The sequence below is a fragment of the Rathayibacter sp. VKM Ac-2759 genome (assembly GCF_009834225.1).
Classification (GTDB): Bacteria; Actinomycetota; Actinomycetes; order Actinomycetales; family Microbacteriaceae; genus Rathayibacter.
Genome location: NZ_CP047176.1, coordinates 58,021 through 83,762 on the forward strand (window position 1 = coordinate 58,021; position 25,742 = coordinate 83,762).

Here is a 25,742-nt window from a genome sequence, read left to right on the forward strand (position 1 = left end):
GCGGCATGACACGCCGCTCGATCTCGCGCATCCTCTCCGGGCTCGCCGATGCCGACCCGGACCGCGTCGTCGTGATCGCCGACGAGGGCTCGCTGACCGCGGGCGAGCTCGACCGCGCCAGCAACCGCCTGGCCCGCGCCTACCGCGAGCTCGGGGTCGGCACCGACGACCTCGTCACGGTGTCGCTCCCCAACTCGCTCGACGCGATCATCGTCTGCGCCGCGATCTGGAAGGCGGGCGCGACTCCGCAGCCCGTGTCGACCGAGCTGTCGCCCGAGGAGCGCGCCGCGGTGGAGCAGGTGGCCGCGCCCGCGCTGGTGGTCGGCGCCGCCTCCGCGACGGTGCCGTGGCGCGCGGGCGACTGGCGCCCCGACGTCTCGGACGAGCCGCTCGAGGACCTCTGGGCGTCGTCGTGGAAGGCGCCCGCCTCCTCCGGCAGCACCGGGCGCCCGAAGGTCGTGCTCGCGAGCGGGCCCGCGCTGCTCGACCCGGAGGCGCCGGTCGCCGCGTTCCTGCCGCTCTCGGGCGTGCAGCTGGTCGCCGGTCCGCTGATGCACTCGGCCGCCTTCACCTACGCGTTCCGCGGGCTGATGACGGGGCAGACGCTCGTGGTCCTGCCGCGCTTCGACGAGCGGCGCGTGCTGGCGGCGATCGCGGAGCACCGGGTGACGTGGATGCTGCTGGTGCCGACCACGATGCGGCGGCTGCTGCGCGTCGATCGGTCCGGCGCCGACGTGTCCTCGCTCGAGGTCGTGCTGCACCTCGGCGCCCCGTGCCCGCCCGACGACAAGCGCGCGCTGATCGACTGGCTCGGGCCGTCGCGCGTGGTCGAGGTGTACGCGGGCAGCGAGTCGAACGGGCTCACGTTGATCCGCGGCGACGAGTGGCTCGCGCGCCCCGGCAGCGTGGGGCGGCCGATCGGAGGCACGACGCTGCGGATCCTGCGCGAGGACGGGACGGAGGCTCCGGTCGGCGAGACGGGGCGGATCTGGATGCACCGCGGGCCCGCCGCTTACCGGTACCTCGGGGGATCCTCGTCGCGGACCTCCGACGGCTGGGACACCCTCGGCGATGTCGGCCGCGTGGACGACGACGGGTACCTCTGGGTGCTCGACCGCGCCGACGACCTGATCCTGCGGGGCGGTGTGAACGTGTACCCGATCGAGGTCGAGCGGGTGCTGGAGGCGCATCCCCGTGTGCGCGGCGCGGTCGCGTTCGGGGTGCCCGACGACGACCTCGGGCGGGCGATCGAGGCGGTCGTCGATGTCGGGGACGCGGACGTCGATGCGGCTCGGCTGCTCGCGTGGGCGAACGGGCGGCTGGGGCGCGAGCGCCGCCTCCGGGCCCTGCGGCTGGTGCGGGAGCCGCTGCGGAACGACGCGGGCAAGGTGCGGCGGTCGTCGTTCGGCGCGGCGGGCGAGCGGGCGGAGGGGTCGGCGTCGGCAGCGCGGGCGGATGCGGCCGAGGGGGCCGCCGAATCGGAGCGGTGACCGGCGGGTCGGCGCGCCGGTGCGGTAGACACGTGCCCATGACCTCCGACGAGACTCCCGACGAACCGACTCCCGGCGCGCTGACGCCCCCCGAGCAGATCGACGCGCTGATCGCGAAGCACCCCGATTGGCGCGGAGAGCTGCTCGCCCAGGCGCGGCGCGTGATCCTCGCGGCCGATCCCGGCATCGTCGAGGAGTGGAAGTGGATGGGCGCGCCCGTGTGGGAGCTCGACGGGATCCTCGTGGTGGGCAACATCTTCGCGAAGAAGGTGAAGCTCGGATTCATGTACGGGGCGTCCCTCGAGGACCCGTCGGGCCTGTTCAACGGGGAGCTCGGCGGCAACCAGCGCCGCTCGGTCGAGTTCGCCGAGGGCGACGTGCTGCAGGAGGAGCCGCTCACCGCGCTCGTCCGCGCCGCGATCGAGCGCAACCGCGCCGCCCGCGCCGCCCGCCCGGTGCGCCCCGCCCGCCCGAAGAAGTAGACCCGCGCGGGGCGCCCGGCGCCACCTCCGGCTCGCGGAAACCCGTTCGGCTCGCTGAATCCGCGGATTCCGACGAGCCGACCGTGATCCTGCGAGCCGGACTTCACTGCCCCGGCGCCCCAGCGGCCCGCTGGTCGAGTAGCCCCGCCGTTGTCCGCGGGCTGCTCGATCAGCAGGGACCCGGGACGGATCTCCGCGCCGATGTCGATATCCGCCTCCGCCGTTCGACGCCAGAGTAGGAGGGCGCAGAGAGCGCCCACCGACCGGACGGAGAACCCCATGAAGTACATGCTGATCATGCGCGCGACCGACGCTGCCAAGGAGGCCTACGCGGCCATCCCCTTCGACGAGATCATCACGAAGATGGGCCAGTACAACGAGTCGATGATGAAGGCCGGCGTGCTGCTCGCGGGCGACGGCCTGGCCGACGACGTCGCGACCACCGGCTTCGTCGTCGACTTCGCCTCCGAGCCGCCCGCCGTCACCGACGGCCCCTACGGCGAGACGCACGAGCTGTTCAACGGCTTCTGGATCATCCAGGTCTCCTCGAAGGAGGAGGCGAAGGAGTGGGCGCTTCGCTGCCCGCTCGTCCCCGGCAACAAGCTCGAGGTGCGCCGCGTGACCGACGAGAGCGACTTCGCCGACTTCGCCGACAACGAGTTCGTGCAGAAGGAGGCGGGCTGGCGCGAGGAGCAGGCCGCCCGCGGCTGATGGACGACATCGGGGCGAGCGTCGCCGCCGTGTGGCGCATCGAGAGCGCGCGCATCGTGGCGACGCTCGCCAGGGCGACGAGCGACGTAGGTCAGGCCGAGGACCTCGCCCAGGAGGCGCTCCTCGAGGCGCTGCAGCAGTGGCCGGAGTCGGGGGTGCCGCGCAATCCCGGCGCCTGGCTGACGGCGGTCGCGAAGCGCCGCGCGATCGACGCCTGGCGCCGCCGGGCAGCGCTCGACGACCGCTACCGCCTCCTCGCCCGCGATCTCGAGGAGGAGGTCGACGACACCTGGCAGCCGATCGACGACGACGTGCTGCGGCTGGTGTTCACCGCCTGCCACCCGGTCCTGTCGCGGGAGGCGAGCATCGCCCTCACGCTGCGCCTCGTCGGCGGCCTCGGCACCGAGGTCATCGCGCGGATGTTCCTCGTCCCGGTCGCGACGGTGCAGCAGCGCATCGTCCGCGCCAAGAAGTCGCTCGCCGCGGCGGGCGTGCCGTTCGAGGTGCCGGAGCCGTCGGAGTGGAGGGCGAGGCTCGACGCGGTGCTGGGGGTCGTCTACCTGATCTTCACGGAGGGCTACGCCGCCACCTCGGGCGATCGCTGGCTGCGCACCGAGGTCGCGCACGAGGCGCTGCGGCTGGGGCGGGTGCTCGCCGGGCTGCTGCCGCGCGAGCCCGAGGTGCTGGGGCTCCTCGCCCTGATGGAGCTGCAGGCGTCGCGCTTCGCGGCGCGCACCGCGGCCGACGGCTCGCCCGTGCTGCTCGAGGATCAGGACCGCACCCGCTGGGACCGCGCGCAGATCTCTCGTGGCCGCGCGGCGCTCCTCCGTGCCGACCGGGTGGGGAGGGGTCGCGGCGCCTACGGACTGCAGGCCGCCATCGCCGAGTGCCACGCGGTCGCGCCGAGCGTGGCCGATACCGACTGGGAGCGGATCGTGCTGCTCTACGAGGTGCTCGGGCGGGTCGCGCCGAGCCCGGTCGTGGAGCTCAATCGCGCCGTGGCCGTCTCGATGGCGACCGGCCCCGCCTCCGCGCTGCTGATCGTCGACCGCCTCTCGTCGGAGGGGGCGCTGCGCGGCTCGCACCTGCTGCCGGGTGTGCGCGGCGAGCTGCTGCTGCGGCTCGGGCGGCGGGCGGAGGCGCGCGCCGAGTTCGCGACGGCCGCCGCGCTCGCCGGCAACGAGCGCACCCGCGCCCTGCTGGAGTCGCGCGCCTCATCGCTCTGACGCGCCGGCTCCGAGATGCCCCGAGACTCCAGGAGTTGTCGTACTCGGCGCCGAGTGCGACAACTTCTGGACAGTCGTTCCCCAGGCCTCGCCCGAGTCTCCAAGAGTTGTCGTACCGGCATGCCGAGTACGACGACTCCTGAGGAGTCGATGCGGCTACGCCTCCGTGACCACGCCGTCGGCGACGCGCCACTGGCGGGTGAGCTGCACCGTCTCGAGCATGCGCCGATCGTGGGTGACCAGCAGCAGCGTGCCCTCGTACGCCTCGAGCGCCTGCTCGAGCTGCTCGATCGCGGCCAGGTCGAGGTGGTTCGTCGGCTCGTCCAGCACCAGGAGGTTCGTGCCGCGCGCCTGCAGCAGCGCCAGTGCCGCCCGCGTCCGCTCGCCGGGCGACAGCTCGCCGACCCGCCGCGAGACGTGGTCGGCCTTCAGCCCGAACTTCGCCAGCAGGGTCCGCACCTCGGCGGTCGGCCACTCGGGTACCAGCGCCTCGAACGCGTCGGCGAGCGGCACATCGGAGGCGAGCATCGCGCGCGCCTGGTCGATCTCGCCGATCGCGACACTCGCGCCGAGCGACGCGCCACCCTCCTCGGGCGCCGAGCGCCCCAGCAGCAGCGAGAGCAGCGTCGACTTGCCGGCGCCGTTGGGCCCCGTGATGCCGATGCGGTCGCCCGCGTCGACCTGCAGCGACACCGGGCCGAGCGTGAACGACCCGCGCCGGGCGACGGCTCCGTTCAGCGTCGACACCACCGAGCTCGAGCGCGGCGCCGTGCCGATCGTGAAGGCGAGCTGCCACTCCTTGCGCGGCTCCTCCACCTCCTCGAGGCGCGCAATGCGGCTCTCCATCTGGCGCACCTTCTGACCCTGCTTCTCGCTCGACTCCATCGACGCCTTGCGCCGGATCTTGTCGTTGTCGGGCGACTTCTTCATGGCGTTGCGGACGCCCTGGCTCGACCACTCGCGCTGGGTGCGCGCCCGCGAGACGAGGTCGGCCTTCGTGTCGGCGAACTCCTCGTACTTCTCGCGGCGCTGCCGGCGCGCGGTCTCGCGCTCCTCGAGGTACGCCTCGTAGCCGCCTCCGTAGACCGCGTTCGTGCCCTGGGCGAGATCGAGCTCGAGCACCCGGGTCACACTGCGCGCCAGAAATTCGCGGTCGTGGCTGACGAGGACGACTCCGCCGCGCAGCCCCCGCACGAACGCCTCGAGCCGCTCGAGGCCGTCGAGGTCGAGGTCGTTGGTCGGCTCGTCGAGCAGCACGATGTCGAAGCGCGAGAGCAGCAGCGCAGCGAGGCCGACGCGGGCGGCCTGCCCGCCCGAGAGCGAGGTCATGGTCGAGGACGCCGAGACACCCGTCTCGCCGAGGGCGAGGCCCAGATCGGCGAGCACGACGGGCGTCCGCTCGTCGAGGTCGGCCGCACCGCTCGCGAGCCAGCGGTCGAGCGCGAGCGCGTAGCGGTCGGCGACGGCGCCGTCGGGGTCGGGATCCGCGAGGGCGGAGGCAGCGGTGTCGAGCTCCGCGGACGCCTCCGCGCAGCCGGTGCGACGGGCGATGTACCCGGCGACGGTCTCGCCGTCGCGGCGCTCGTGCTCCTGCGGCAGCCAGCCGACGAAGGCGTCGCCGGGCGCGAGCACGACGCTGCCCTCGAGCGGAGGGATCCCGCCAGCGAGGATGCGCAGGAGGGTCGACTTGCCGGCTCCGTTGGCGCCGACCACGCCGATCACGTCGCCCGGGGCGACCGTGAGATCGAGTCCGTCGAACAGGGTGCGGTGCGCATAGCCTCCGGAGAGGCCCTTGGCGACGAGAGTGGCAGACACCGCTCCAGGGTAGGCGGCGCGCCTCGCTAGACCGCCTGATTGCACGCGCGTCTAGGATGAGCGGATGAGCGAGACCACGGTCAGGAGCGGCGCCGGGTACTGGTATCCCGACGAGTCCTCCACGCGACGTGCCGTCGAGGTGCTGAGCGCGATGCGCACCTACCGGGTGTCGGAGGTCTCGATGCGCCGCCGCACGCGCGAGAAGATGGCGATGGGCGAGACCGACCTGATCGCGGTCCAGTTCCTGCTCCGCCAGCAGCGCACCGGGGTCCTCGTCAGCGCGAAGGACCTCGCCGCGCACCTCTCGATCTCGTCCGCGTCGACGACCGTGCTGATCGACAGGCTCGTCCGCAGCGGCCACCTCGTGCGCAGGCCCCACCCCACCGACCGCCGCGGGATCGTCGTCGAGGCGACGCCCGACAGCGATCAGGAGGTGCGCGCGACGCTCAAGCAGATGCACCACCGGATGCTCGAGATCGCCGAGGACCTCGATGCGCACGAGGCCGAGGTCGTCGTGAACTTCCTCCGCCGGATGAGCTCGGCCGTCGACGAGATCGACGCGGACGAGCCGGAGGACGGTCGGCCCGACCCAGAGAATTAGCTAGACAGGCTAGTAAAGAGGCTGACTAGAGATAGGCTCGTGTCATGGGCCAATTCCTCTACGGCACCCCGCCGGCCGTGATCGAGATCGAGGACCGGACCCTCGCCCACCTCCAGATCGTGATCTACGCGAAGTTCCGGCGCGACGAGCGCTTCAGCCTCACGCTCGACTCGATGCCCGAGGGAGCGCGGGGACGCCACTCGTTCTGGATGAACCCCAACATCGCCCTGCAGTTCCACTTCGCCGGCAGCCGTCAGCCGACCATCAACCCCACCTGGGTCGAGGCGCTGATGGACGCGGCGAACGGCGGCGGAGGTCTGCGCCTCCTGCCCGAACCGCACGCCTGAGGCTCAGGCCTGCGACACCCGCACCGTGTTGCCGGAGGGGTCGCGGAACGCGCAGTCGCGCGGGCCCCAGCTCTGCTCGATCGGCTCCTGCAGCACCTCGGCCCCGGAGGCGCGCACCGACTCGAAGGTCGCGTCGAGATCGCTCGCGCGGAAGACGAGCATCGGCAGCACCCCCTTCGTCAGGAGCTCCTGGAGGGCGTCGCCGTCGGCCTGCGAGCGCCCGGCGTGCGGGACCGAGAGGACCAGGCCGAGGCCCGGCTGCGACGCGCTGCCGAGGGTGACCCAGCGGAAGCCTCCGTTCGCGACGTCCATGACGACGTCGAGGCCGAGGGCGTCGCCGTAGAAGGCGATCGACTCGTCGACGTCGTTGACGGTGATGTTCACGTACTGCAGCTCGATGCTCATGGCGGCGACTGTATGCCGGGGGTCCCACGCGCCGCTTCTCCGATCCTGCTCGATGCGGAGCGGGTGCCGCGCCGTCCCGGTCGGGGCAGTCCTGCCCGCCGGTCGAGCAGCCGCCGCAGGCGGCGTATCGAGACCCCGTCCGTCAGCGGTCGAGGTCTGCAGAGCCGGCCTTCTGGCGCTGGTGGATCTCGATACGCCCTCTCCGAGGGCTACTCGATCAGCGGGCGGCGGCGGGCGCCGGCCGCAGCGGCCGGGTGCGGAAGCGCGCGATGCACGCGGGCATCGCCTCGACCGCGTCGTGCGGGCCGTCGCGGTACGCCGAGGGGGAGCGGCCCACGATCTCGGTGAAGCGCGAGCTGAACGAGCCGAGCGAGGTGCAGCCGACCGCCAGGCACGCCTCCGTCACGCTCGCCCCGTCACGCAGCAGGGCCATCGCCCGCTCGATGCGCCGGGTCATCAGGTAGCTGTAGGGAGTCTCGCCGTACGCCGCGCGGAAGCGGCGCGAGAAGTGCGACGGCGACATCAGGGCCCGCGCCGCCATCGTCGGCACGTCGAGCGGGCGGGCGTAGTCGCGGTCGATCAGGTCGCGGGCGCGGCGCAGGTGCGCGAGGTTCTCGAGCTCCTGCGGCATCACGCCTCCGACGATAGACCCGGGGGCCGATCTCCTAGGGTGGACGAGTGCGCCGGGGGTCGGCGCCGCGAGAGGCACGCCATGCGCACCAGAGCACTCGGAGGCGCCGCGGTCGCCCTCGCCGTCGTCGCGACAGTGGCCGGCTGCGCGGCTCCCGCGCCCGCTCCGACCGTGACGGTGACGGTCTTCGCCACCGCGACTCCCACTCCCGACCCGACGGTCACCGCCGCGCTGCCGCAGTCGACCGCGACCGTCTTCGTGCCCGTCCCCGAGGTGACCGTCACGATCACGCCGAACGCCGTGCCCGAGATCCCCGAGACCGCCTACGCGATCGACAACGGGGCGGTGCCCGGAGCGGCCGGCGAGCCGACGCGCGACGGTGCGGGGGACATCGTCGCCTACACCGTGGTCGAGGGCGACACGTTCTTCGATATCGCGCAGCGCTTCGGGATCCCCGTGCAGCAGCTGCTGAGGATGAACCCGACGATCGCCGGAGCCGGCACCGCCGTCTACATCGGCTCGGTCATCGACCTCGACGCGAGCACGCTCGGCTGAGCGGCGGGACTACTGCGACTTCGGCAGCAGGTGGAAGGCGAGACCGAGCGACGCCGAGATCATCAGGATTCCGCCGAAGAAGAGGAAGCCGGCGATGTCGGGCAGCAGGAACGAGTTGCCGAGCACGAGGATCCCGCCGAGGAACAGCACGAACGAGAGGACGACGCCCAGACCAGTCATGCCTTCATCGTACGGGGCTCACGGCAGCAGGAGGGTCTCGAGCTGGTGCGGCTCGGACACCAGCGCGATCGTGCCGACGGCCTCGACCGGCGAGCCGTAACCCCACTCGACCATGATCGTCGGGATCCCGTGCGCCGCGGCCCCGTGGACGTCGTGCTCGCGGTCGCCGACCATCACGGGCGAGGAGAGGTCGACGCCGAGCGCGCGGAGGCGGCGCAGGGCCTCCTCGACCACGTCGGCCTTCGCGCTGCGCACCTCGTCCTCGGAGGCGCCGCAGATCACCGTGAAGTACTGCGCCAGGCCGTAGTGCTCGAGGACGCGGGTGGCCGCCGACTCCGGCTTCGACGTCGCCAGCGAGAGCGGGATGCCCGCCTCGGCGATGCGCGCGAGGATCTCGGGGACCCTGGGGTAGACGCTCGAGTCGAAGAGGCCGCCCGCGTTGTAGCGGCGACGGTAGACGGCGAGCGCGTCCTGCGCCTCGTCGACGCTCATGCCGCCGAGCTCGCGGAAGGCGTCGAGGAGGGGCGGACCGACGTAGGCGAGCAGCTCGACGGGCAGCGGCACCGGGCGGCCGAGCTCGACGAAGGTGTCGACGAGGGTGCCCGTGATGCCGGGCGCCGAGTCGGTGATGGTGCCGTCGAGGTCGAAGAGGATGCACGACCAGGTCTTCGAGCCGATGCCGCCGTGTCCGGCAGGCGCGAGAGTGGTGTCGGACATGGCGGGCTCCTGACCTCGAGTGGCGCGGTGGCTCCGGCGCTGCCCCGCCGGGCCTGACACTCTACGGGCGAACGATGACGGGGAGGAGTCAGGAGTCGAGGGCGTCCTCGATGAAGGACCGGGTGATGACCTGGGCGATCGAGCCCGGATCGAGCTGGACGGCGACGAAGTCGGCGGTGCGGATGAGGGCGAAGGCCTCCCGCCCGGGCAGCACGAGCATCTGCACGCGCGGGTGCTGCTGGCGCGGGACCGCGGCGCGCACCTCGTCGGTCGAGGTGAACAGCGGCAGGACCTGCTCGCCGGTGGTCGTGGCGACGGTGCGCACGTGCGGGACTCCGCCCGGCTGCGATCCCGTGACGTCGACGACGAGCGAGCCGGCCAGGCAGGCCTCGAGCAGGCGCGTCACGCCCTCCCGGGTCGGCTCGGCGACCAGAGCCTCGAGCGCCTCTCGGGCAGGGGCGTTGCGGGCGGGGCCCGGCTTCAGGGGACGTGCGGGCGGCCCGCCTCTCGGAGTCATGACCTCACGCTATCGGGATCGCCTCTCTCGGTACCCGAGTGAGTGAGGTATTCGACGGTTGACGGTGATTTCCGAGAATCGGGCCTCGAGTGCGGCAATGGCGCGGATATCGAGCCCTCTCTTTGCGCCGAATGACGTCAGAGGATGCCGATAAGCGTGCCAGGAGGGAGAAGAAGGGGTAACGTCTTGTTCGGTTCGAAGAACGACAGAGTCGGATCCGCGCACGTCCGACACCATTCGGACCAGCGCACGGTTCCCTTCGCACGGGGTCCGATACGCAGGAGCCGATACCCATGGGTCCGGATGCACATCGCGCCTGAGAAAGACCTGGTCCGATACATACCGGACCGAGCAATACCGGACCGAACAACGCCGGACAGAACAACGCCGGACCTAACGACACTGGAGGAAAAAGTGGCTCAGAAGATCACGCTCGTCGACGATATCGATGGCACCCCGATCGATTCGGGAGAAGGCGGAACCGTCCGATTCAGCATCGACGGCGCCAACTACGAGATCGACCTCGGCCCCGACAACATCGCCGGTCTGCACTCGGCTCTCGAGAAGTTCGTCTCGAGCGCTCGCCGCGTCGGATCGCGCCCCGCCGCCGCCACCTCCGCGGCGACCGCGTCGAAGAGCGACCCCAAGCAGCTCAAGGCCATCCGCGAGTGGGCGAACGCCAACGGCCACCAGGTCTCCGACCGCGGACGCATCCCCGCCGAGGTCCAGGCCGCTTACCAGGCGGCGAACAAGTAAGCCGCACCACTGCTCGCAGAAGGCCCTCGCCGAGATCTCTCGCGGGGGCCTTCCGTGTGTCCGGTGCGGGCATTCTCTCGGGATGATCGACAGCGCAGGAATGGACCGCATCCGGTCCGCTCGTCGAGCAGCCCGACGGGGCCTATCGAGACCGGACACCGTCGGCAGGGGTGACCCTCGGACCTTGATGCGCGCGCTGCGCGGCCCATTCGATCCGCAGACAGGCGGGGTCGGAGCGGCAGTGTCCTCGGCGATTCACCACTCTCGCGGGAGTGGCCCGCTGATCGAGCAGCCGGCGGAGGCGGTGTATCGAGACGGCCTCTCGAGACAGATGCCTTTCCTGCCCGAGAAGTACCGCGCTCGCGTCAGAACAGGCGGGTGTGGGAGTCGTCGACGCCGCGCATCGCCTCGTAGTCGAGGACGACGCAGCGGATACCGCGGTCCTGCGCGAGAGTCCTGGCCTGCGGTTTGATCTCCTGCGCGGCGAAGACTCCGGTGACCGGTGAGAGGTGCGGATCCCGGTTCATGAGCTCGAGATAGCGGGTGAGCTGCTCGACGCCGTCGATCTCTCCGCGGCGCTTGATCTCGACGGCGACAGCGGCTCCCCGGGAGTCGCGGGCGAGGATGTCGACCGGCCCGATCGCGGTCATGTACTCGCGGCGGACGAGAGTGTGCCCCTCGCCCAGGAGGTCGATCTGCTCGGCGAGCAGGCGCTGCAGATGCGCCTCGACTCCGTCCTTCACGAGCCCGGGATCGACTCCCAGCTCGTGCGCCGAATCGTGCAGCACCTCGTGGATCGAGACGATCAGCGCGTCGCCCGTCTTCTTGTGCGCGACCGTCCACTGCTCGATCACGCCCGCCTCCTTCGCCGTCTCGTCGGGCTCGCCGGTGATCAGCGTGCACGGCGGGCTCATCCAGTTGAGCGGCTTGTAGGAGCCGCCGTCGGAGTGCACGAGGACGCTGCCGTCGGCCTTGACCAGCAGCAGGCGGGTGGCGAGGGGGAGGTGGGCGCTGAGGCGGCCGGAGTAGTCGACCGAGCAGCGCGCGATGACGAGACGCACCCGTCGAGGATAGACGCCGCGTCACTCCGGTCCGGGGCACGATCGGCGGCGGCCGATCGGAGGCGCGGGAGGCGCGCCGGCGAGGAAGGCGCGGAGGGCGATCGCGAACTCGGCCGGAGCCTCGACCCAGGGGTAGTGCCCGCACGCCTCGATGGCGGCGAGGCTCCCGCGGGGGAAGAGCGCGGCGAGCTCCGCGAGCGCGTCGAACCCGGCCAGGGCGTCGTCCTCACCGCCGACGACGACGACCGGGCAGGCGACCCGGGCGAGCGACCGGCGCAGCGCCTCCGCATCGATCGCGGCGGAGAAGGCCGCGAACGCGTCCGGGTACCACCGGGCGGCGCTCTCGTGGGCGCGGGCCCGCTCGTCCCAGCTCGACCAGCCGAGCGGCCCGATGCGACGGACGAGCGCGAGACGGCGGTGCGGATCCGGTTCGCACCCGAACGCGCTGGCCGCCTCGATCGCGTCGTCGAACCACTCCTCGTGCCGGTGCCGGTCGGCGAGAGCGAACCGGTCGTCTCCGTCGACTCCGAGCCACGCGGTCCCCGGAGCGATCAGCAGCAGGTGGGCGATGTGCTCGGGAAATCGCGCGGCGTAGACCAGCGCAGTGCGGCATCCGGTGGCGTGGGCCAGGAGATCGAGGGTGTCGACGGCGAGGTGGCGGCGCAGATCCTCGAGGTCGTCGGCGAGGTCGGCGAACGAGCGCGCGGGGACGCCGGCCGACCCTCCGACGCCGCGGGGGTGCAGGACGAGGACGCGTCGGGTCCCCGCGACGGGGGCGAAGCTCCCGAGGTAGTCGGGGTGGCGCCCGGGCCCGCCGGGGACGACGACGAGCGGCGGTCCGTCGGCCGCTCCGTGCTCGTCGATGTGGATCACGGCGCCGTCACGTGCCTCGAGTCTCACCCGGTCCTCCTCCGCTGCGCCTCGGAGCATATTCGCGGCGCGGCGGGGGCGGGCCGGGCGTTCGTGGGCTGGCGCGATCGCGTTCGGCCCGCCACAATCCCGGCCTCCTGCGAGTCGGACCGGACCCGTGGACCGGGCCGTGCCGGGTGATCCGGTGGGTCGGCGTCAGGCCATGCGGATGACGTTGCCGGTGACGCGGCGGCCGGCGGGGGAGACGAGGAAGGAGGCGAGGTCGCCGACCTCGTCGGGCCGGGCGACGTCGAAGAAGCGGTCGTCGGCGTCGACGGCGGAGCGCACGTCGTCGGTCACCCAGCCCGTGTCCGTGACGGGAGGGTGCAGCGCGTTGGCGGTGATCCCGAGCGGGCCGAGCTCGAGCGAGGCCGAGATCGTGTAGTCGACCAGGGCGGCCTTCGCGGCGCCGTACGAGACCTCGCCGGGGAAGCCCCGCTCGCCTCCGGACGTCAGCGAGACGATGCGGCCGCCGTGCGCCCCGCGGCGCTCGAAGCGCTCGGCGAACTCGGCGATCAGCAGCGCGCCGGCGCGGGCGTCGACCGAGAACTGGCGGTCGAAGGTCTCGGCGGTGACCCGGCGTTGGGGGCGTCCCATCCAGTCGGCGTCGCGGGCTCGGAAGGTGTCGATCAGGGAGCCGGTGGCGTTGTTGACGAGCACGTCGACCGGTCCGAGCGACTCCTCGGCGGCGTCGAAGAGCAGAGCGGCGGAGGCGGCGTCGCGCAGATCGGCGGACACCGCCCGTGCGCGACCGCCGGCCGCGCGGATCCGCTCGGCGACCCGCTCGCCGTCGGTCCGGTGGGCGAGGCGCTGGCGCTCGGGCTCGTACTCGGGGATCTCCTCGGCGAGGTGGGCCACGAGCACGGCGAGTCCGTCGGCGGCCAGGCGCTCGGCGATCGCGGCGCCGATGCCGTGGTTGGCGCCGGTGACCAGGGCGACGCGGCAGGCCTCGAGGCCCGGGCCGCTCACGCGGTCTCCCCGGCGCGGCGGCTGCGCGCGGCGGGCGAGGCCAGACCGGCCACGACGACGAGCGCGAGCACCAGGAACAGCGCGTTCAGGATGCCGAAGTGCTCGCCGAGGAAGCCGATCAGCGGCGGGCCGACGAGGAAGGCGACGTAGCCCAGCGTCGCGACGGCGCTGACCCGCGCGGCCGAGTGCGGGCCCTCGGCCGCCGCCGACATGCCGACCGGGAAGCCGAGCGAGCAGCCCAGGCCCCAGGCGACGGCTCCGACGATGACGAGGGCGTCGACCGGCGCGAGGATGAAGAGCAGGATGCCGACGACGGCGAGGACCGCGGAGCCGCGCAGCACGGGCACGCGGCCGAAGCGGTCGAGGACGGGGCCGCCGAGGACGCGGCCGACGGTCATCGCGCCGACGAAGACGCCGAACACGATGGCGGCGGTGGTCATGTCGGCGCCGTGGCCGTCGACCATCGCGAGGGTCATCCAGTCGTTGGCCGACCCCTCCGCGAACGCCATGCCGAGCATGATCAGGCCGATGAAGACGAGGCGGGTGTCGCGCCAGACGCCGATCGAGTCGGCGACCCGCTCGCGCACCGGGGCCTTGACGGTGCCGGCGGCGACGTCGGCGTCGCGGACCGGCACGAAGCGGATGGCGACGACCGCGGTCACCACGACGACGACCGCGATCACGACGAGGTGCACGGCGACCGGCACGGCGAGGGCGGAGGCGGCGGCGCCGAGGAGTGCGCCCGCCACGGTGCCGAGGCTGAAGAAGGCGTGGAACAGGGGCAGCAGGGTCTTGCCGAAGGCCGCCTCGTTCGCGGCGCCCTCGACGTTCATCATCACGTCGACCGCGCCGTTGCCGAAGCCGAGGAGCGCCATGCCGGCGAACGCGACCGGCAGCGCGCCGAGCGAGTCGGCGGCGACGCCGAGGATCGCGAGGCCGGAGGCGCAGATCGTGAGCCCGGCCACCATCCCGCGGCGCGCGCCGATCAGCGACATGATCGCGGTCGACAGGGTGAGGCCGACGATCGCGCCGATCGACATCGCGAGGATGAGCAGCCCGACACCGGCGGTCGACAGTTCGAGCTCGTCGCGGATGGCGGGCGTGCGCGAGACCCAGGTCGCGATGGAGACGCCGCTCAGCACGAAGATCGTGAAGACGGCGTTGCGCCAGGCGACGAGCTGAGGGCGGGTGAGGGCGGAGGTGGTGGTCATCACGGGATTCCTGGAGCGGGCCGGGCCCGGTGCCTCCGAGCCCCGCGAGACGGGACGACCCGGGATCGAATCGATTCGAGCGGGATCGGTCTAAGCTATCCAGAACCCCCGGGCCGGTCAAGGAGACACGGACCGCCCGCTTGCCGAGGAGGACCGTGGAGTCGAGCACTGTGGAGTCGCAGAAGCCCCGCCCCTCGCGGCCGACCCTCGCGCGGGTCGCGGCGCGCGCCGGGGTCTCGGCGTCGACCGCGTCGCTCGTGTTCAGCGGCGCCGGTCCCGTGTCGGCGGCCACCAAGGAGCGGGTGCTCGCCGCGGCGGCCGAGCTCGACTACGGCGGCCCCGACCCGCGCGCGCGCTCGCTCCGCAAGGGCAGCTCGGGCATCGTCGGCGTCGTCGTCGACGAGCGGCTGCTGCACGCGTTCCGCGACCCGATCAAGATCGCGATGCTCGACGGGATCGCCGACGTGCTCGGCGCGGCGGGCGCGGGCATCCTCCTGCTCACCGAGACGGAGGACGGCGCGGGTCTGCTCGCGACCGCGCCGGTGGACGCGATGATCCTGGTCGGCTGCAGCCCCTCGGTCGACGACTCGCTCGCGATCCTGCGGCGCCGCGGGGTCCCGGTCGTCGTCGTCGAGGGCTTCTCGGAGCTCGGCGCGGCCGTGGTCTCGCTCGACAACCGCGAGGCGAGCCGCGCACTCGCCGAGCACGTGCGCGAGCTGGGGCACGAGCGCGTCGCCTCCGTCGCCCTGCCGTTCGCGAAGGACCGGCGCCGCGGCCCGGTCCCGGACGACTGGCGCGCCAGCTCGAGCATCACCGCCGTGGACCGCCTCGCCGGCGTGCTCGACGTCTTCGCGGATGTCGAGGCGGTGGCCGCCGCGGCGAGCACGGTCGACGAGGGCGTCGCGGCGGGCCGGGCGCTGCTCGACGTCGCGGAGCCGCCGACCGCCGTGATCGCGCAGAGCGATCTGCTGGCCGCGGGGGTCATCCTCGCCGCCGAGCAGCTCGGGCTGCGGGTGCCGGAGGACGTGTCGGTGCTCGGATTCGACGGGGTGCAGGTGCCGGGCCTCGCGGCGGGCTACGACCTGACGACGATGGTGCAGCCGGCCGTCGACAAGGGGCGGGCCGCCGCGCGCGCGGTGGTGGCGCTGCTCGCGGGCGAGGCCGCCGACGAGGTCTGCTTCAGCGCGGTGTTCCACCGCGGGAACACGAGCGCGCCGCCGCGCTGACGGCGGACTGCTGCCGGCGCCTGTCGTGCGTGCTCGCTCCGACGTGTGGAGGTGCGGTCTGCAGGCGATGGTGCGGTGTGCAGGAGTCGACGCGGTTCTGACGTGGAGCATGCGACAGGATCGCCGGTTTCGCTGCGAGCTCCTGCAGATCGCACGAACTCCTGCGAACCGCACGTCGGCCTCCGGGAGGTGCGGTCTGCAGGTGATGGTGCGGTGTGCAGGAGTCGACGCGGTTTTGATGCGGAACGTGCGGCAGAATCGCCGGCTTCGCCGCGAGCTCCTGCAGATCGCACGTCCGCCACCGCGGGTCGGCGGACGCCGGAGCGCACGCAGTTGTCCACAGGTCTATCCACAGCCTGTTCGAAACTCTGTTCGAGGGGTCAGCGGAGCCAGACGTCGCTGCGCACGCGCAGGCCGAGGGTCAGTGCGCGGGCACCCAGATAGCCCAGGGCGAAGGCGATCCAGAGGGCCAGGAGGCGCCATTCCGCGGGTGCGGCGGGCGCGAGCAGGGCCAGCGGAGCGAAGATCGCGAGGTTCACGAGGCCGCTCAGGGCGAGGTAGCGCCCGTCGCCCGCCCCGATCAGGACGCCGTCGAGGACGAAGACGTAGCCGCCCAGCGGGGCCGTGAGTCCGACGACCGCGAGGGCCGCGGGCAGCAGGCGGAGCACCTCCGGGTCGCTCGAGAAGACGAACGGCAGGTAACCACACGAAGCGGTCACGACCGCCCCGAGCACGACTCCCGCACCGATTCCCCAGGTCACGCAGCGTTTCGTGACCGCGCGCGCCTCCGCTCGCGCCCCCGCGCCGAGGAGCCGGCCCAGCAGCGCCTGCGCGGCGATCGCCACCGCGTCGAGGGCGAAGGCGACCGTCGAGAAGACCGTCATCGCGACCTGGAACGCGCCGAGCTCCTCCGCCCCCAGTGCCGAGGCGACGGCGACCGCGAGCAGGATCGCCGCCCGCAGGCTCGCCGTGCGCAGCAGCATCCAGCCGCCCGAGCCGGCGGACGAGCGGAGCCCCGCGAGGTGGGGTCGCAGCGGAGCGCCGGCCCTCCGGGCGAGCCGGACGGCGACTCCCGCGTAGGCCGCGAACATCGCCCACTGCGCCACCACAGTCCCGAGCGCCGACCCGGTTATCCCCAGGCAGACGGGGTAGATCAGCACGGCGTTCAGGCCCGCGTTGAGCGCGAATCCGCCGGCCGCGATGACCAGCGGCGTGCGGGTGTCCTGGAAGCCGCGGAGGAGGCCGGTGAGGGCGAAGACGCCGAGCATCGCGGGGATCCCGGCCATGCTCACCGCCAGGTAGCGCACGCCGGCCTCGGCCACCTCCGGCTCGGCGCCGAACAGCCCGATGAGCACCGGGCTGAGGATCGCGCCGGCCACCGCGATCGCGGCGCCGAGGGCGAGGGCGAGCCAGCCGCCGTCGATCCCGGCGGCCACCGCGCGGCGCTCGTCGCCCTCGCCGAGCGCGCGGCCGACCCGGGGCGTCGTGCTGTAGGCGAGGAACACCATGAGCCCGACGATCGTCTGCAGGACCGCGCCGCCGAGTGCGAGGCCCGCGAGCGGCACCGCGCCGAGGTGCCCGACGAGGGCCGAGTCGGTGAGCAGGAACAGCGGCTCGGCGACCAGCGAGCCGAGCGCGGGCACGGCCAGTCGCAGGATGCTGCGGTCGAGGGTGCGGGTGCTCACCGCTCGACGCTAGCGGGCGCGGGCCCGTCGCCCGGCCATCGCGGGGACGCTCGGCTGCCGAGAGAGCCCCCGGCCGTCGAGGGAGCCTCCTGCTCCGGGCCGCCTCACCGGTCCGGGGTTCCCTCGGCGCGCGGAGCGACGGCGGCGAGCCACTGGCGCACGAGGGGAGTCAGCAGGCGCGGGTCCTCGTCGGGGGCGAGGGCGCGCACGGCCCGGTCGGGGGCGCGCCAGTCGAGGAGGGGGTCCTCGAGGGCGGGGGCGACGGAGTCGGCCCGCGCCGCGACTCCGCGGTGCAGGATCACCTCGACGCGGTCGCCGGGCCGCAGGCGCAGCGTCACCAGGTGCGCGCCGATCGCGTAGCTCGGCGCGTTCCACTTCACCGACTCGACGAGCCGGTCGTCGGCGGCGAGCACCGCCTCCCGAGCACGCTCGATCTGCTCGCGCCGCGGGTGCGCCATCGCGTCGACGTGTGCTGTCGCGGAGGCGTCGAGTCGCGTCATGCGGACACCGTCGCACACCGCGGTCGGCGTTAGCCCGCTGTTCGTCTCGGGCGGGGAGGTGCCTGCCTAACCTGGAGGCATGACGAGCGCCTCACTCCGACCCCTCTCGCGGTGGAGGACCGCGCTCGGGGCGGCCGTGCTCGTGCTGGCCTCGGCCGTGCTGCAGGCCCTCGCCGCCGTCGAGCGCTGGGTCGTCGCGGCCGACGGGTGGACGCGCGACGATCGCACCGTCGAGGACCACCTCTTCGACTACGCGTTCCCGGCCGATCCGTGGGAGAACGTCGGAGCCGCGGCCCAGCTCTACGGGATCGGCACGGTCCTGCTGGCGCTCGGAGTCCTCGCCACCGGTCGAGCGTTCACGCCGCCGGGCCGCGTCGGCGGACTTCTGGTGATCCTCGTCGCGGCGTCGTTCGGGCTCCTCGGCCTGCACGCCCTCGTCTCGGGCGTGATCGACGCGCCGTCGCCGCTGCAGAACGTCGGGGTCCAGCTGGTGCTGGGTCTCGCGTCGGCCGTCGCCCTCGTCGCGCTGGCGCTGATCTGGGCGACAGTGTCGTGGGCGGCGGCGGTGGCGGGGGTGCTCCTGCTCGGAGCGACGCTGCCGGGCTACCTGGTCGCGGCGTTCGCGATCGCTCCGATGGTCACGGGCTACCAGTCGTACGACACGACGCCGTGGACGGAGGCGGTGGTAGCCGCCTCGACGGCCGCCGCGGGACTGCTGCTCCTCGTCGCGGCGGGCGCCCGCGCCGTCCGCTGACCGCGAGCCGGCGCTGCGCTCGGCCCAGCGGTCAGGGGACGAGGCGGGGGACCAGGCGCACGAGCAGCACCATCGCGACGAGCTCGACGAGGGTCTGCGTCACCACGACCACAGGAACGAGCGACAGCGCCGGCGGCAGGGCCAGCGCGAGCGGGAGCACCACGAGGGAGTTGCGGGTCACTCCGCTGAAGAGCAGGGCCCGCCGCCCCGGGGTATCGAGGCGCGCGACCCGGCCCGCCGCGCCTCCGATCGCCGACATCACCACGACGAAGGCCGCGTAGACGAGCACCACCACGCCGAGCCGAGGGAGCGCGGCTCCCACCGCGCCCGCCTGCGACGCGACCACCGTGAGGAGCGTCGCCACCATCAGCGGCACCATCGCCGACTGCACCGCGCGCTCGATCCGCCGCCCCGCCGCCGAGCGCGCCGCGAGCGCCTGGAGAGCCGCCGCGGCGGCGAGCGGCAGGACGATGAGCAGCAGGAACGCCTCGGCGAACGGCCCGATGTCGACCGCGGCCACCGCCTCCGCGCCGAGGATCACGCGGAGGAGGACCGGCAGCAGCAGGATCTGCACGAGCATCAGCAGGGGTGCGGCCGCGAGCAGCCGGGCGGAGGCGCCACCCGCCAGACCGCTGAAGACGATCACGTAGTCGACGCACGGGGTCAGCAGCACCAGCAGCACGCCGAAGACCAGGGCCGGATCGCCGGCGACGAACCGCGAGAGGCCGAAGGCGACCGCCGGCACCACGACGAAGTTCACGATCAGCACTGCGCCGAGGAACCGACCGTCGCCGAAGGAGCGCAGCACCGAGAGGAACGGCACGCCGAGGAACGTCGCGAACAGCAGCAGCCCCAGCACCGGAGTGACGGCGACGTCGAGCCGCGAGGCTGCCGGCAGCAGGACCCCGGCGGCGAGACCTCCGGCGATCGCGCCGAGGTACCAGGCGACCTGGTGCCGCTCGAGCGAGGCGATGAGCTGCATCGCCCCATCCTCGCGGCTCCGGTGGTCCTGCCCGGCACCGAGGGAACCCCGGACCGTCGAGGGAGCCCCCGACTACTGGTCCCCTCGACGGTCCGGGGTTCCCCCGGGACGCGCGTCAGGTCGTCTTCACCGCGTTGTCCCCGTGGTTCCCGATCACCTCGTACGCCGTGCTGCCGACCGCGCGCACCGGCTTCGCGTTCATGTGCCCGGTCGCCCACTGGTTGCCCAGCACCGAGACGGCGCGCGCGTTCACGGCCTCGACGCAGTGCGTCCAGCCCGCTCCCGCGTCCTCGCAGGCGAAGATGTTCCCGGTGATGCTGAAGCCCACCGTGCGCGCCGTCGGCGAGACCCCGGTGATCGCGATCGCGGGGTACGTGTTCGCCGCGGCCTTGCCTCCGTTGCTGATCGCGTTGCCGACGATCTGGATCTGCGCCAGATCCTCCGTCAGCCACGGCGGCATCGTGTAGACGAGCGACTGCCGGCGCGCCCCCTCCATGATGTTGTTCGCGATCGTGATGCGGCGATTGCCCCGCAGCTCGATGTTGATCTGCGGCGAGCCGTCGAGGTGGTTGCCCAGGATGCGGATCGGCCCGCCCTCGATCGAGAGGTCGGCGTAGGAGGCGCCGATGTTGTTCTCGACGATCCAGGAGTCGATCATCCGGTAGCCGGTCCAGATGCCGGTGCCGGTGCACTGGTCGATGCTGCAGCGCTGGATGCGGTTGAGCAGCCCCAGGTCGCCGAAGGTGCCGTCGTTCAGGCGCATGCCGTAGTCGGTCCAGCCGTAGAGCTGCAGCGAGTCGAGCACTGTCTTGTCGAGGTGCGCCGAGATGCATGGCGAGCCGAGGTCGTTCGCGTCGAGGATGAGGTTGTCGAAGCGGCAGGCCGAGAAGGCGCCGGTGACCACGGGGGCGTCCGTGAGCGAGCGGATCCGCGTCGACAGCTCCCCGGCCCCGCGGAACGCGATGCTCGCGAGTCCGCTCGCGCGGCCGATCGAGCCGGCGATGCGGTAGATGCCGCGGGGGAAGTAGACGACGCCCCCGTAGGTCGCGAGAGCGGCGTCGATGGCCGCGTCGATGGCGGGCAGGTCGTCGGTGCTGCCGTCGCCGGTCGCGCCGTAGTCCTGCACGTTGTAGACGAGCTCGCCCTTGGCGACGGGGCGCTCGCCGGAGCCGGTGAGCACCGCCTCCGGGAGCTGCGCCAGGGGGACGACTCCGGAGGCGTCGAGACCCGCGACCCCGGAGGGCGCGGCGATCTCGGAGTGCAGGACGGGCGAGTCGGGATCGGTGGTGGCGAGGGTGGCGCCGAGGGGGGCGGCGAAGAGGCCGCGCCGCGAGAGCTCGGCGGCAGCGGCGGAGAGAAGGGGCATGCCTCACCATCGAGTCCCCGCCTGATCGGCACAGACCCTCGGAGAGGGGCGTTCCCGCTGCACAGATCCTCGATACCGGTATGCGGAGCGCCGCCGTCTAGCATGCCCCCATGCAGCGCACCCACGGGCTCCAGGCCCTCGACGTCGTGATCGCCGGGCTGCTCGGGGTCTTCGCACTCGGGCTGATCGCCAACTCGGTGCGCCTGCTGATCCTCACGCCTCCGCTCAGCTGGGCGTTCGTGGTCGCGTTCGGCGTGGCGGTGGCGCTCACGGCCGCCCTGCGGATCCCGCTCGGCCGTCGGTCCGGCATGCCCGTGATGGGGCTGACGGTGACGCTCCTCGTCGTCGTGCAGCCGGGCGCGGATCCGCTGCGACTGCTCGGAGTGTGGACGGCGGCGACGCTGGTCGCCCAGCTCGTGCAGACCCGCAGCGCACCGATCGCGGCGTACATCACGGGGCTCGGGGCGCTCGCCGCCGCCGCCTACCTGCACGTGTTCGATCTGCTGCGCGGCCCGATCGGCGCCCCGCTCGCGCTGCTCGTGTCGACCGTCGTCTTCGTCCTGATCGTCCTGCTCGTCGACGTCGTCCGCCAGCGCGGGCGCTGGGGGATCGACTGGGACCGCGGCGTCAGCGCGCTCCTGCCGCGCCGGGTCGCCCTGCTCGCGGCGCTGCTCTGGGCGCTCGGGACCGCCGTCTGGTTCCTCGACAGCGTCGTCGTCCCGGCGATGGCCGGCGATCCGGCGATCGAGCAGAGCCCGCTGCTGCTGCTCGTCGTGAGCGCCCTCGTGTTCAGCGTGGCGAAGCGGATCGAGGTGCGCCGGGTGCGCAGGCGGCTCGCCGGGGTGCTCGACGCCGCCCTCGAGCTGCCCTGGGGCGGGGTGGCGCAGGCCGAGGGCGCGCTCCTCGCCCACGCGCGCACCTCGATCGAGGCCGACCGCATCGAGGTGCGCGACGAACCGGCCACGGGCAGCGAGATCGGCTCGGTGATGCTCGTGCCCGGCGGGCGCACGCGCTACGTCGTCGCCTCGAAGCGGCTCAGCCCGGCCCCCTTCAGCACCGAGGACGAGCAGATCCTCGACGCCCTGGCGCACATGGGCACCGACACGCTCGGTGCGCGCAACGACGTGGAGTCGCTGCGCCGCTACGTCGACCGCGATCCGCTGACGGGGCTGCCCAACCAGCGCGCGTTCCAGTCGGCGCTCGCGACCTACAACCGCGACCGCCGGCCGTTCGAGGGCATCGCCGTGCTCTTCATGGACCTCGACGACTTCAAGGATCTGAACGACGGACGCGGTCACCACGTCGGCGACAAGATGCTCCGCCTCGTGGGGCAGCGCCTCGCCGCGGTCACGGCCGAGGGCGGATTCGCGGCGCGCGTCGGCGGCGACGAGTTCGTGCTGATCCTCCGCGGCCTGCGCTCGGCCGACGACGCCCGGAGGCGCGCGGAGTCGCTGGTCGAGACGGTCAGCGCCGCCGAGACGGTCGGGGGCGACACCCTGGCGCCGGTCGTCAGCGTCGGAGTCGCGTTCTCGGCGCGCGAGGAGGCGGATCCGTCGAGCATCGTGATCGAGGCCGACCGCAGCATGCTCGCGCTCAAGCGGGGGAGGGGCCGGGCCGGCCGCGAGCGCTCGAGCGCCATCGACGTCACCTCGGTCGTCGCCGATCCGGTGCGGGAGGCGGCGTCGCGTGCGGTCCGCGACCGCACCCTCGACGTCGCGTTCCAGCCGATCGTCGAGCTCGCGACCAACCGGATCTGGGCGTTCGAGGCGCTCGTGCGGCTCGAGGATCCGATCGTCGGGCGGGTCGACCCGGTGGATCTCATCGAGAAGGCCCGCGAGCTCGGCCTGCTCGACGACCTCACCGTGCAGGTCGTCGACACGGCGATGGCCGCGGCCGAGAGCTTCCGCGACACCGGCGTCGGCGTCGACTGCATGACCGTCAACGTCGATCTGGAGCAGCTGGCGCCCGAGCGCCTCGGCGACCATCTGGCCGGGATCGCTGCGCGGTTCCCCGGCGTGCGGCTCTGCATCGAGCTCAACGAGCGCACCCTCGACGCCGCGACGGACGCCCTGCGCCGGCACGCCCAGCGGCTGCGCGACAGGGGCGTGCTGATCGCGCTCGACGACTACGGTGCGCAGGGATCCTCGGCCATCTCGGTGGCGACCTTCCCGCTCGACATCGTGAAGCTCGACCGGGAGCTGATCACCGATCTCGCGACCGAGCACCGCAAGCGCGAGATCGTGCGGGCGCTGCAGTCGTACGCGGTGGCGACGGGGGTGCGCGTGATCGTCGAGGGGGCGGAGGACATGGCGACGATCACGCTGCTCCGCGAGCTCGGAGTCACGGATGTGCAGGGGTACGTCTTCGGCCGTCCTGACACTCGAACGGGGGCGGAGCATCGATTGCTGACGACCGGATCGGTCGCGGTGCACTCCCTAGACTGACGCGAGAACGGGGCGTCGGAGCCGATTCCACGGCTCGCGCCGAGGCCCGGGAAGGACCGTTCGACTCCATCCTCGAGCGCCGGCCGGCCGCGCTCCCGTATGCCGATCGGATCGTCGTTCATGTCCTCTCCTGCCCTGCACCGACGTGCTCTCGCCGCCGTCGCCGCCCCGGCGCTCTGCGCCGTCCTCGTCTTCGGCGCCGCGTCGAGCGCCTCCGCCGCCGACTTCGTCGACCCCGCCACCGGATCCGTCGTGCAGGCCTCGGCCAGCGCCGCGACCCTCACCGTGACCGCGGGCGCCGCGCTCGAGTACCTGACCCTCCCCGTCGCCGACGGCGTCACTCCGACCCGCGTGCTCGCCACGCTGGAGGCGCTGGAGCCGCTGACCGGCACGCTCACGGTCGTCGTCTCGGGCCGCACCGTGCAGACGGTCGACGCGGCCACCGCGACGAGCCTCGACCTCGCACTCCAGCCGGGCGACGTGGTCGACGGCGTCCTCGCGATCGGGTTCCAGCTGACCGGGGCGACCGGCTCGGCCGGCGCGCTCTGCGAGGTGCAGGGGCGCTCGATCACCGTCTCGGGGCTCGGGATCGTCAGCGACGGCGTCGCCGCGGCGCCCACCACCGTCGGCGACTTCTTCGGCGACTCCGTCACGGCCGTCTCGATCGAGGTGCCCGACGGCGCCGACGACGCGCTGCGCGCCGCGGGGCTCTCGGCCGCCGGCTCGCTGGCCGCGCGCTACTCCTCCGGGACCGCGATCACCGTCTCGGAGGAGAGCGACACCGCCGGCCGCCCCGAGCTCGACGGCGCGGCGGGCCGCATCGTGCGCTTCGAAGCGGCGGACGGCGACGTCGTCACGTCGATCAGCGACGAGAGCGGGACGCCCGTCCTGACCGTCAGCGGCGCCTCGGGCGACCTCGCCGCCGCCGGCGCCGCGCTCGGCAGCGAGTACCGCGGGCTCGCCTCCAGCGCGACCACGACCGGCCTCTCGCAGAAGGTGGTGCCGTCGAGCTCGCTCGAGCACACCCTCGCCGACTTCGGCGCCGACCGGATCGCCCTCGGCAGCACGGGCTCCGCGGCCAGCTACACGACCATCACGCAGTCCGCGTTCGGCGGTCCCGTCTCGGGCGTCGACCTCGAGCTGGTCGGCACGCACTCCGCGATCCCCGAGGGCGTCACGGCGACCGCCAACGTCTACTGGAACGACTTCCTGATCGGCTCGAGCGTCCTCGGCACCGACACCGCCGTCGACATGGAGCTGTCGGTCCCGACCGGCCAGCTCGGCTCCTCGAACGGGCTCTCCGTGCGCCTCTCGGCCGTGCGCGACAGCGACGGGCTCTGCATCGGCTCGGCCGACTCCGTGCCGATCGAGTTCTTCGTCGACGGAGCCTCCTCGACCGTCACCGGCGTCCGCGGCGAGTCGGCGGCACCCGGCTTCGGCCGCTTCCCGCAGGCCTTCGGCGGCGAGCTCGCCGTGGCGTTCGGCGAGTCGGCCACCGGCGCCGACGCGCTGCGCAGCGCGGGCGATCTGGTCGCCGCGCTGCAGCGGGTCGACCCCTCGCCCCTCGCGGTCTCGGTCGTCGGGCTCGACGACTTCGTCGACTCCGACCGCTCGGGCCTCGTCGTCGGAGCGGGCGCGGACGAGGCGGAGACGCTCAGGACGCCGCTGCGCCTCGCCGAGTTCACCGCCATCGACTCGTCGCGCCTGAGCTACGGAGTCGGCACCGAGGCGCCCTACGCGGCCCTCGAGGCCTTCACCACCGAGGGTCGCGACATCGTGCTGCTCGGCGGCTGGAGCCCCGACGGCGACGCGACCTCCTCCTCCGCACTGCAGGCCTCGATCGGCGCCTACGCGGCCGAGGAGGGCTGGACCTCCCTCTCGGGCAACCTCGCGGTGACCGGCGCGGAGGCCTCGGAGCCCGTGCAGATCGACAGCAACGAGATCACGCCGCAGGACGAGGTCAAGGACGACTACTCGTCGTACGCGATCTGGTTCGTCGTCGCGGTCGTGGTCATCGGCCTGCTGATCCTGCTCGGCTGGCTCGCCCGCCGGCGCCGGGCTCGCAAGGTCGCCGCCTACGTCGACGCCCAGGAGCGCGCGGCCGGAGAGCCCGACGCCGCGACGCCCGCCTCCGCGCCCCACGGCCAGCACGCGGCCGACCCCGCCCCGCCCGCACGCCCCGCCTCCTCCGACTGAGCACGC

General features: G+C 73.0%; 26 protein-coding genes. 12 read left to right on the forward strand and 14 right to left on the reverse strand.

What is annotated here, in order from left to right:
- Positions 1–5: 5 nt before the first annotated feature.
- The 4 genes from GSU68_RS00280 (at position 6) to GSU68_RS00295 (ending at position 3,909) form a co-directional block, all read left to right on the forward strand.
- Positions 6–1,490 (forward strand): AMP-binding protein, encoded by a 1,485-nt coding sequence (locus tag GSU68_RS00280; protein WP_159905142.1) that lies wholly within the window; start codon positions 6–8, stop codon positions 1,488–1,490.
- Between the two features lie 38 nt (positions 1,491–1,528).
- Positions 1,529–1,972, forward strand: a complete 444-nt coding sequence (locus tag GSU68_RS00285; protein WP_159905143.1) for a DUF1801 domain-containing protein — start codon at positions 1,529–1,531, stop codon at positions 1,970–1,972.
- Between the two features lie 279 nt (positions 1,973–2,251).
- Positions 2,252–2,683 carry a YciI family protein gene (locus tag GSU68_RS00290; protein WP_159905144.1) on the forward strand — a complete coding sequence of 144 codons (432 nt, stop codon included), beginning with the start codon at positions 2,252–2,254 and terminating at the stop codon, positions 2,681–2,683.
- Complete coding sequence (locus GSU68_RS00295) at positions 2,683–3,909, forward strand: RNA polymerase sigma factor (protein ID WP_159905145.1); 1,227 nt, start codon at positions 2,683–2,685, stop codon at positions 3,907–3,909. Before GSU68_RS00290 ends, GSU68_RS00295 begins: the two co-directional genes overlap by 1 nt.
- Positions 3,910–4,065: 156 nt before the next feature.
- On the opposite strand, the gene GSU68_RS00300 is transcribed toward GSU68_RS00295, so the two are convergent.
- Complete coding sequence (locus GSU68_RS00300) at positions 4,066–5,724, reverse strand: ABC-F family ATP-binding cassette domain-containing protein (protein WP_159905146.1); 1,659 nt, start codon at positions 5,722–5,724, stop codon at positions 4,066–4,068.
- Between the two features lie 64 nt (positions 5,725–5,788).
- Here GSU68_RS00300 and GSU68_RS00305 point away from each other — a divergent pair, with 64 nt between their 5' ends.
- Both GSU68_RS00305 and GSU68_RS00310 read left to right on the forward strand, forming a co-directional pair.
- On the forward strand, positions 5,789–6,325 hold the full coding sequence (locus GSU68_RS00305; protein ID WP_159905147.1) for a MarR family transcriptional regulator: 537 nt from the start codon (positions 5,789–5,791) through the stop codon (positions 6,323–6,325).
- Between the two features lie 44 nt (positions 6,326–6,369).
- Entirely contained in the window at positions 6,370–6,672 is a 303-nt protein-coding gene (locus GSU68_RS00310; RefSeq protein WP_159905148.1) for an ATP-dependent DNA ligase, read from the forward strand.
- 3 nt (positions 6,673–6,675) lie between these two features.
- Here the strand turns inward: GSU68_RS00310 and GSU68_RS00315 are convergent, their stop codons facing one another.
- Positions 6,676–7,077 carry a VOC family protein gene (locus GSU68_RS00315; protein WP_159905149.1) on the reverse strand — a complete coding sequence of 134 codons (402 nt, stop codon included), beginning with the start codon at positions 7,075–7,077 and terminating at the stop codon, positions 6,676–6,678.
- Between the two features lie 217 nt (positions 7,078–7,294).
- On the reverse strand, positions 7,295–7,711 hold the full coding sequence (locus GSU68_RS00320; RefSeq protein WP_159905150.1) for a helix-turn-helix transcriptional regulator: 417 nt from the start codon (positions 7,709–7,711) through the stop codon (positions 7,295–7,297).
- Positions 7,712–7,789: 78 nt separating this feature from the next.
- Between GSU68_RS00320 and GSU68_RS00325 the strand changes: the two genes are divergently transcribed.
- Complete coding sequence (locus GSU68_RS00325; RefSeq protein ID WP_159905151.1) at positions 7,790–8,263, forward strand: LysM domain-containing protein; 474 nt, start codon at positions 7,790–7,792, stop codon at positions 8,261–8,263.
- Between the two features lie 9 nt (positions 8,264–8,272).
- Here GSU68_RS00325 and GSU68_RS00330 read toward each other — a convergent pair whose 3' ends face one another.
- From GSU68_RS00330 to GSU68_RS00340, 3 genes are all read right to left on the reverse strand, one after another.
- Entirely contained in the window at positions 8,273–8,443 is a 171-nt protein-coding gene (locus GSU68_RS00330) for a hypothetical protein (protein ID WP_159905152.1), read from the reverse strand.
- An 18-nt stretch (positions 8,444–8,461) separates the two neighbouring features.
- On the reverse strand, positions 8,462–9,160 hold the full coding sequence (locus tag GSU68_RS00335; RefSeq protein WP_159905153.1) for an HAD hydrolase-like protein: 699 nt from the start codon (positions 9,158–9,160) through the stop codon (positions 8,462–8,464).
- 88 nt (positions 9,161–9,248) lie between these two features.
- Positions 9,249–9,677, reverse strand: a complete 429-nt coding sequence (locus GSU68_RS00340) for an SseB family protein (RefSeq protein WP_159905154.1) — start codon at positions 9,675–9,677, stop codon at positions 9,249–9,251.
- Between the two features lie 414 nt (positions 9,678–10,091).
- Here GSU68_RS00340 and GSU68_RS00345 point away from each other — a divergent pair, with 414 nt between their 5' ends.
- Positions 10,092–10,433 carry an Lsr2 family protein gene (locus GSU68_RS00345; protein ID WP_159905155.1) on the forward strand — a complete coding sequence of 114 codons (342 nt, stop codon included), beginning with the start codon at positions 10,092–10,094 and terminating at the stop codon, positions 10,431–10,433.
- 365 nt (positions 10,434–10,798) lie between these two features.
- Here GSU68_RS00345 and nucS read toward each other — a convergent pair whose 3' ends face one another.
- From nucS to GSU68_RS00365, 4 genes are all read right to left on the reverse strand, one after another.
- Positions 10,799–11,494, reverse strand: coding sequence for an endonuclease NucS (nucS, locus tag GSU68_RS00350; RefSeq protein ID WP_159905156.1), 696 nt, complete (start codon positions 11,492–11,494; stop codon positions 10,799–10,801).
- A gap of 21 nt (positions 11,495–11,515) precedes the next feature.
- A complete protein-coding gene (locus GSU68_RS00355; RefSeq protein ID WP_159905157.1) occupies positions 11,516–12,394 on the reverse strand; it encodes an alpha/beta hydrolase in 879 nt (292 codons plus the stop codon).
- A 165-nt stretch (positions 12,395–12,559) separates the two neighbouring features.
- Positions 12,560–13,372: an SDR family NAD(P)-dependent oxidoreductase gene (locus tag GSU68_RS00360; RefSeq protein ID WP_159905158.1), complete on the reverse strand. Its 813-nt coding sequence runs from the start codon at positions 13,370–13,372 to the stop codon at positions 12,560–12,562.
- Positions 13,369–14,583: an MFS transporter gene (locus GSU68_RS00365; protein WP_159905159.1), complete on the reverse strand. Its 1,215-nt coding sequence runs from the start codon at positions 14,581–14,583 to the stop codon at positions 13,369–13,371. The genes GSU68_RS00360 and GSU68_RS00365 overlap by 4 nt, the downstream gene beginning before the upstream one ends.
- Positions 14,584–14,738: 155 nt before the next feature.
- Here GSU68_RS00365 and GSU68_RS00370 point away from each other — a divergent pair, with 155 nt between their 5' ends.
- Complete coding sequence (locus tag GSU68_RS00370) at positions 14,739–15,809, forward strand: substrate-binding domain-containing protein (protein WP_244259345.1); 1,071 nt, start codon at positions 14,739–14,741, stop codon at positions 15,807–15,809.
- A gap of 380 nt (positions 15,810–16,189) precedes the next feature.
- On the opposite strand, the gene GSU68_RS00375 is transcribed toward GSU68_RS00370, so the two are convergent.
- Positions 16,190–17,494, reverse strand: coding sequence for an MATE family efflux transporter (locus tag GSU68_RS00375; RefSeq protein ID WP_244259346.1), 1,305 nt, complete (start codon positions 17,492–17,494; stop codon positions 16,190–16,192).
- Between the two features lie 104 nt (positions 17,495–17,598).
- Complete coding sequence (locus tag GSU68_RS00380; RefSeq protein ID WP_159905160.1) at positions 17,599–17,994, reverse strand: DUF1801 domain-containing protein; 396 nt, start codon at positions 17,992–17,994, stop codon at positions 17,599–17,601.
- A gap of 79 nt (positions 17,995–18,073) precedes the next feature.
- Here GSU68_RS00380 and GSU68_RS00385 point away from each other — a divergent pair, with 79 nt between their 5' ends.
- Positions 18,074–18,748: a hypothetical protein gene (locus GSU68_RS00385; RefSeq protein ID WP_159905161.1), complete on the forward strand. Its 675-nt coding sequence runs from the start codon at positions 18,074–18,076 to the stop codon at positions 18,746–18,748.
- Between the two features lie 31 nt (positions 18,749–18,779).
- On the opposite strand, the gene GSU68_RS00390 is transcribed toward GSU68_RS00385, so the two are convergent.
- Together GSU68_RS00390 and GSU68_RS00395 are read right to left on the reverse strand one after the other, a co-directional pair.
- Complete coding sequence (locus GSU68_RS00390) at positions 18,780–19,730, reverse strand: bile acid:sodium symporter (RefSeq protein WP_159905162.1); 951 nt, start codon at positions 19,728–19,730, stop codon at positions 18,780–18,782.
- 115 nt (positions 19,731–19,845) lie between these two features.
- Positions 19,846–21,096: a glycosyl hydrolase family 28-related protein gene (locus GSU68_RS00395; RefSeq protein WP_159905163.1), complete on the reverse strand. Its 1,251-nt coding sequence runs from the start codon at positions 21,094–21,096 to the stop codon at positions 19,846–19,848.
- Between the two features lie 110 nt (positions 21,097–21,206).
- Between GSU68_RS00395 and GSU68_RS00400 the strand changes: the two genes are divergently transcribed.
- Together GSU68_RS00400 and GSU68_RS00405 are read left to right on the forward strand one after the other, a co-directional pair.
- The gene (locus GSU68_RS00400; protein ID WP_159905164.1) at positions 21,207–23,540 is read left to right on the forward strand and encodes a bifunctional diguanylate cyclase/phosphodiesterase; all 2,334 of its coding nucleotides are present in this window, start codon (positions 21,207–21,209) and stop codon (positions 23,538–23,540) included.
- 120 nt (positions 23,541–23,660) lie between these two features.
- Positions 23,661–25,736 carry a hypothetical protein gene (locus GSU68_RS00405; protein ID WP_159905165.1) on the forward strand — a complete coding sequence of 692 codons (2,076 nt, stop codon included), beginning with the start codon at positions 23,661–23,663 and terminating at the stop codon, positions 25,734–25,736.
- The last annotated feature ends 6 nt before the right edge of the window (positions 25,737–25,742 follow it).